8 protein-coding genes are annotated in these 6,524 nt (G+C 24.0%); 1 reads left to right on the top strand and 7 read right to left on the bottom strand.

Annotation, left to right across the window (positions count from 1 at the left end):
- The 7 genes from QW117_03405 to QW117_03435 form a co-directional block, all read right to left on the bottom strand.
- Nucleotides 1-631, bottom strand: a 631-nt coding sequence (locus QW117_03405) for a DNA repair exonuclease (GenBank protein ID MEM3405988.1), incomplete at its 3' end; no start/stop codon positions are given.
- A 102-nt stretch (nucleotides 632-733) separates the two neighbouring features.
- The gene (locus QW117_03410) at nucleotides 734-1,120 is read right to left on the bottom strand and encodes a hypothetical protein (GenBank protein ID MEM3405989.1); all 387 of its coding nucleotides are present in this window, start codon (nucleotides 1,118-1,120) and stop codon (nucleotides 734-736) included.
- 124 nt (nucleotides 1,121-1,244) lie between these two features.
- A complete protein-coding gene (locus QW117_03415) occupies nucleotides 1,245-2,153 on the bottom strand; it encodes a hypothetical protein (GenBank protein ID MEM3405990.1) in 909 nt (302 codons plus the stop codon).
- A gap of 2 nt (nucleotides 2,154-2,155) precedes the next feature.
- Nucleotides 2,156-3,253, bottom strand: coding sequence for a hypothetical protein (locus QW117_03420; protein ID MEM3405991.1), 1,098 nt, complete (start codon nucleotides 3,251-3,253; stop codon nucleotides 2,156-2,158).
- A 455-nt stretch (nucleotides 3,254-3,708) separates the two neighbouring features.
- Nucleotides 3,709-3,942, bottom strand: coding sequence for a hypothetical protein (locus QW117_03425; GenBank protein MEM3405992.1), 234 nt, complete (start codon nucleotides 3,940-3,942; stop codon nucleotides 3,709-3,711).
- Between the two features lie 141 nt (nucleotides 3,943-4,083).
- Nucleotides 4,084-4,467 (bottom strand): hypothetical protein, encoded by a 384-nt coding sequence (locus QW117_03430; GenBank protein ID MEM3405993.1) that lies wholly within the window; start codon nucleotides 4,465-4,467, stop codon nucleotides 4,084-4,086.
- 5 nt (nucleotides 4,468-4,472) lie between these two features.
- Nucleotides 4,473-5,894: a hypothetical protein gene (locus QW117_03435; GenBank protein ID MEM3405994.1), complete on the bottom strand. Its 1,422-nt coding sequence runs from the start codon at nucleotides 5,892-5,894 to the stop codon at nucleotides 4,473-4,475.
- Between the two features lie 59 nt (nucleotides 5,895-5,953).
- On the opposite strand from QW117_03435, the gene QW117_03440 reads away from it, so the two are divergent.
- The coding region (locus QW117_03440; protein ID MEM3405995.1) for a hypothetical protein at nucleotides 5,954-6,524 on the top strand (571 nt) is incomplete at its 3' end.

The raw sequence follows: 6,524 nt of genomic DNA on the forward strand, positions 1-6,524 counted from the left end.
TTTTTTCATCATGCCAATGTAAATGACCTAAAACATATAAATCAAAACCATCAGGTAAATCCTCTGGCTTTAATGTTGGCGGTTCTAATGGGCTATAAATATAAGGTTCTATTGATTGATGAAACATAAATATATTAATTGCATTTTCAATTGGTTTTGGATTCCAAGACATTAAAACAGATTTTGCATACCTTTCTGGTACTCCAGACATCCCATGAATAGCTACTTTTTTACCATTAATATCAAAAATAACAGTTGAATTATGAAGATAAATAAGCTGTCCTGTATCTTCAAGCATTTGAATTGGATTAATTAATTCTTTTGTTCTTCTTTCATGTGTTCCATGAATTGCAATTATAGGAGTACCTAGAATATGGTGATTTATTTGTTTATCAGAATAAATTAATTTTGCATTTGATTTATAAAATTTTGTTTTATTTAATATTTTTGCTGTTCGAGAAATAATCTCTAATCTTGGTATTCTCGTATCAAAAACATCTCCTGCTAAAAGTATAAGATCAGCATCTCTTGATAGTTCTATTGCTTCTTCCAATGATTTAAATGAATCTTCTCCTCTTTCTTCTCCAAATTTAAAACCGCAATGACAATCTGAAAATATCGCTATTTTCATAAGTTATTTATTATACGTTAAAGAATTAAAAGATTTATATTTGAAGTTTGATTCTGAACAATATCTAATTGAATCTTTAGGACCTATTGAAATGAAGTTTTCTTATGCTGATGAAACTCTAATATCTGCTTTATATTTTACTGCTGTTTCACATAAACTAAGGAATGAAATTAATAAGGAATAACAATCATCATAAACTTCAGGTGAAAGTGTGTTTTTTCTTTCTTCAAGTATTTTAAATGCTTTCTTTAAGTTAGGTATTATTTTTTCTTTAATTTCTTTTAATTTGATTATTTTATATCCACGCCCCTTAGTAGATGCTGGAGAAAATGTTTTATCAATATATTCAATTGTTTCATTGTCTAAGAGTGGATCGAGTGTAAAATAACTACCCGGACAAAGAAACATAGCAGTATATGCATTTTTATCTTTTTTTCTTATTTCATCATCTTTTTTATTAGATATATTTAAATATATAGCATATCCCATTTTTAATTCACCTATTTTTTAATCCTTCTATAAAATTAGTTATAAATTCTATTTCTTTTGATGTCAATGAATTTTGATAATCGTTTCTGAAATAATATCAAATTTTTATTACTTGTAAAAGTTCTTATTCATTTAAGATTTCTTTTTTTAGCAATTCTATTAATTCTAATAATTCTTTCATTGCTTCTTTTCTTAATTCTTTTAAGCGTTGTTTCTTATAAATTTCATATTCTTCTAAACTTTTGAAAAACTCTTCTTTATTTTCAGCTAAAGCACTTACTATTAAATTATAAAACAAATAATCACGATATTCTTTGTATTTCTCTTTTTGAGCTTTAGTTAATTTTTTCTTATCTAAAGGAAAATGTAAAAGAAAGAATATACCTCCATCATCAAATACTTCTTTCTTAAGTGCAGGGGTGTTTTTTACTTCTTGAGGTAAAATTTCTAAAAATTTTGGACCGAAAATGTAAAACGGTGAATTAAATGCAGCTATTATCCAACCCTGAATTGGTTCTTTTGTATCAAAATCAGAATTTTTTGGTAATCTTTTATGTTTTAAAATAAAATTCCAAACAACTTCTGCACCTCCTGCATCTTCATCTTCTAAAATACTATAAGTAGAATAAACTAATGAAGGGCGAACAAGTAAATATAAATCTTTAACAAAATTAATAATTAATTTTTGATTCTTAATTGATTTTACTTCTCCATGTGTAGAAAAAAATATTCCATCCCATTTCTTCCCTTTTATACCTTTGGGGACAAACCAAATACTAACCGAAATATCAAACACATCGAATTTCAAATATAGTTCATAAATTTTATTTTTTTTACAGATTTCTTTCCAACGTTTTATTGCTTCATCTAATGTATAATCAACATACTCATGATTTTCATTTTCATAAACTGTACAAAACTTTCCTTTATATTTTTTAATAATTAAATCAGCTACTTTTTTAAGTACTTCTTCTGTTATTGGTATTGTTTGTTTGAAATATATTTCTAAATTTCTTTCCTTTGAAATTGACATATTCAATCAACCTTATCTATTACTATTATATCAATATTATATGTTGATTTAAATTCATTTAATTCTTTTAAAATATCTTCTGGTATTTTTTCATGTGATATAAATCTATATTTAATTTTTTGATTCATTTCGATATTTTTAAGAAAAATAAGATGTGATTTTATTTGATTTATGATTTCTTTAAAATTCCCTCCTTCTTCTCTTTCAAGATCTTTTTCAAGATCTTTATAATTTTTATGATATTTTTCCCAATTTACATTTTTAACTTCAGTAAATACCAATTCTCCATCTTTTGTTTCTGAAATAATATCGAATTCTATGTTTTCTGTTTCTTTTTCTCTAATTCTTTTAATCTCTTTAATAACATTTTCATTTATTTTAATATTTTTATCTCCTATCTTTATTTTTTTATTTAATTTAAGTTCAATTGTTTTTTTAATATCTATAAGTTTTTCTTTATTTAGAAAAACAGATTTTATATTTTTTATTTCTGCAACATATCCTTTGATATTACTTTCATCTCCTTTTATAATTGCATTAGAAAATTCATTTAGATATTTAACAAATTTTGAGTATAAATCTGAGTTTGGATTTATATTTTCATATTTCAATTCTATTATGTTTTTTAAGAAAATTAATGATTCTTTTATTTCTTCAGATATTTTAAAATCAAATAATTCATTATTATCATTTATTTCCTGTAATGCAAAATTAGCTTTTCTAATAGAATTTTCTGTTCTTTTATATACTTCTGGCATATTTTCTTTTAATCTTTCAAGTTTTGTTGGGGTTTGAATATCTTTGTTTAAACTTTCTTTAAAAAGATTTTCAGGGGGTTTTAATTTGTGTATATCTAATTTTTCTGTTGGTTTAAATTGGTATTCTTGTGAAAATAAGAATTTTGAATTTTCTATTTGAGGCTTTGTTTCTTCTTTTAAAAGCGGATTTTCTAAAATTTTAATTGAATCTGCTAAATTTTCAGGAAAATTTAATTTACATGTTTCTTGGTTTGGAATTCTAACTTCAAATTTTTCAGATATTTTTGGAATTTTAGGATTTTCTATTTTAATTTCTCTTGGTATTGAAATATTATTTTTCACTTTAATTCTTCCAGGTATTTTAGAACCTGTTAATAAAATTATAGAATCAGTTATAATTTGATCTTGAATGTTGTTATATAGATTTTGAGATGTTTCATCTAATTTTCCAGAATCAATTTCTTCCCAGGAAGTTTCTCTATCAAATTCTGAAAGAATTGGAGAATAAGTAGAAGTAAAATATTGATATAGTAAGTATAAAGATATGATAAAGATAATAGCAACTAATATTGGTGGAAAAGCAAATATAGAAAAAATTAATGCAATTCCAGCAATACTTACTAATCCTAAAAGAATTTCTTGCCAGTGATTTTGAACTGCTCTTAAAATAGCAGAGAAAAAGTTTGCTGAAGCTTCTAATAGTTTTAAACCTGCTTCAATAAACTTTCCTTGAGAAATTAAATAAAATATAGAAGATATTGTATTAAATCCATCGTTAAATGATTTTTTAAGAAATTTTAAAAGACCAGATAAAGCATACCATTAGAATTTCCCTTAGTATTTTTATTATAGTAATATATAGCACCAAAGCCTGCTCCAAAACTAATTACAGAACTTATAATTTTATCAAAAGAAGTTGCTTGTCCGAAGATTGGATTAAAAGGTACTGCAAATCCTGGCAGAGAAAAGGATAAAATTATAGATAAGAAAATAAAAAGAAATTGGCGTTTACCAAGCATTTTTGCCCCCATGATAAGTAATTGATTTGCTGATATTTAAAAATTTTGTAAGTGATGAAATTAATGAAAGTAACAATAAAATTATTCTTTATTATTAAGAAATTAATTTTTAAAGATTTGAATTTTGGATGGATTAAAATGAAGTTTTCTTTATTAACATGAAACACTAATATTAGCTTTATATTTTACTGCTGTTTCGCACAAACTAAGGAATGAAATTAATAAGGAATAACAATCATCATAAACTTCTGGTGAAAGTGTGTTTTTTCTTTCTTCAAGTATTTTAAATGCTTTTTTTAAAATAGGTATTATTTTTTCTTTAATTTCTTTTAATTTAATTATTTTATATCCTGGTCCTTTATCGGATGCTGGAGAAAATATTTTAATAATAAACTCAAATACCTCATTGTCTAAGAGCGGATCAAATACAAATAAACTACCATAACAGAGAAACATAGCAGTATATGCATTTTTATCTTTTTCTGTTATCTCTTTATCCCTTTTATTAGATATATCTAAACATATAGCATATCCCATTTTATTCACCTATTTTTTAATCCTTCTATAAAATTGGTTATAAATTCTAATTCTTCTGATGTTAATGAATTTTGATAATCATATCCAATTGAATCTTTAGGACCTATTGAAATGAAGCTTTCTTCACTAATTTTAGCATTTATGAAATCATCAATAGTTAATTGATTTAATTCATTATGATTTAAACCTTTTATTATATAATTTTCTTTATTTTTTGGATTTGAGAGTATATCTGATTTCATTTTATTTAATTTGTTTATTTTTCTGTCTATTTTATTTTTTAATTTAGAATTCTCAAAATATTTATGAGATCTAGCTTCAAGAATTATTAATTTTCTATCTTCAGTAAGAATAACATAATCAAATTCTGCAATTCTTTTTCCGGTGTTAGTATTTTTAATTTCTATATTTCTAAAAATCTTTCCATTATATCTTGAAGCAATTGAATTTACAATATCTTCACTTACAATTTCATTTATCTTTCCTTTAATTTCAGTTTCACTATGTTTATTTAAATTCCCCCAACTTATTAATCTTTCTACAACTTTAAATAAAATTAATGAAATTTGATTTACTCTTTCTTCTCCAAATTTGTTTTTAAAACTTAATTTAAGATTATTATAATAAGTTATAAAATCAGGATTTTTAGTTATTAGATCATAATATCTTAATACTTCTTTATTTGTTAATTTATATGGATCAATTCCGAATTTTGAAATTTCTGCTCTTTGAATTTCTAACATTTCTGGATATGAAATTTTTCTATTTGTAGAAACATCAGTAATTTCAATAGTTTTACCTGTTTTAATTAAAAATCTTCCTATAAGAACAGATGAACCTTTTGCTACCCCTATAGCTATTAAAAACTCTATTAATTCTCTTCCTGCTTCTTCTCCAGCAATTTTACATTCTTTACTTTCTGGGTCTTCCCAGCAACTAGAAGCAACATTATAAGCATGGTAACTTCCTACTATTAATAAGCTTATAAGAGAAACTAAAGCAACTGCAGTTGGATAAGTTAAAGGAATTCCAAGACCTGAACAAATTTCAACAGCAAGAGCTGCAACTAAAAGTATTATTACTGCAGAAATAGCTATTTTTATACCTAAATTTGTTAATGTTCCAACTGGATCAGTTTTTAAATCATCAATAAAGCTATTAATAGCATTAATAATTCCATTACCAAAGCCAATTAATGAATTAATAATTCCTTTCCTTGTATTTTCATTTGAAAGTAATAAACCTGAAATTATAATCAATAATCCTGGTATTATATTTGAAATAACTATTGAAAAGAGAGCCAAAAACAAATCTGAAACTCCAAAATCCGGATTAAAAGGTACTGCAAATCCGGGCAGAGAAAAAGATAATATAAATAAGAAAATGAAAAGAAATTGGCATTTAAGGAGTTTATTCACTTTCCCCATAATATATAATTGTTTTTTATATTTAAAATTTTAAATATTTAGAAAAATTATTTTATCTTATGGTTTTAGAATCTTTATTTTCAGCTAGAAAAATGTTAGAAAGACCAATTAATATGTTATTTTTTTCATTCATAATAACAGTTATGAGTGTTTATATCTCATATTTTATTTTTCCTATTTATGCAGGAATAATATCACCACTATTTGTAACTATAGGTACTGCACCTCTTTTATTAAAGATTTTTGCTGTTGAAGAAAAAATAGAAAGACTTTATGCAGAAAATAAACTTTCAGAAAATTTTTTAGAAAGATATGAATATGTTATTATTTTATTTGCATTTTTTTTCATAGGTAGTTTTATTGCATATTTTACTATTTCATTAATTATACCAGATAAAGATGTTTATACAATTTTTCTACCACAAATAAATGAAATTTCAACAATTAAATCATTGACAACCGGAAGTGTTTATAATGAAAGTAATACATTATTTTTAATAACATCAAATAATCTTCGTGTAATGTTAACGTGTTTTATGCTTTCTCTTATATTCGGTACAGGAGCATTATTTATACTAAGTTGGAACGCATCTATATTAGCAATATATTTAGTAAGTTTTATAAGACAAG

It is taken from the genome of Candidatus Pacearchaeota archaeon (assembly GCA_038874355.1).
Lineage (GTDB): Archaea > Nanobdellota > Nanobdellia > Pacearchaeales > GW2011-AR1 > JAVZCO01.

Bases quoted from the DNA above. Each gene is read 5' to 3' on its own strand.
- QW117_03430 (MEM3405993.1), bottom strand. From the start codon at position 4,467: ATGGGATATGCTATATGTTTAGATATATCTAATAAAAGGGATAAAGAG.
- QW117_03435 (MEM3405994.1), bottom strand. From the start codon at position 5,894: ATGGGGAAAGTGAATAAACTCCTTAAATGCCAATTTCTTTTCATTTTC.
- QW117_03410 (MEM3405989.1), bottom strand. From the start codon at position 1,120: ATGGGATATGCTATATATTTAAATATATCTAATAAAAAAGATGATGAA.
- QW117_03415 (MEM3405990.1), bottom strand. From the start codon at position 2,153: ATGTCAATTTCAAAGGAAAGAAATTTAGAAATATATTTCAAACAAACA.
- QW117_03425 (MEM3405992.1), bottom strand. From the start codon at position 3,942: ATGGGGGCAAAAATGCTTGGTAAACGCCAATTTCTTTTTATTTTCTTA.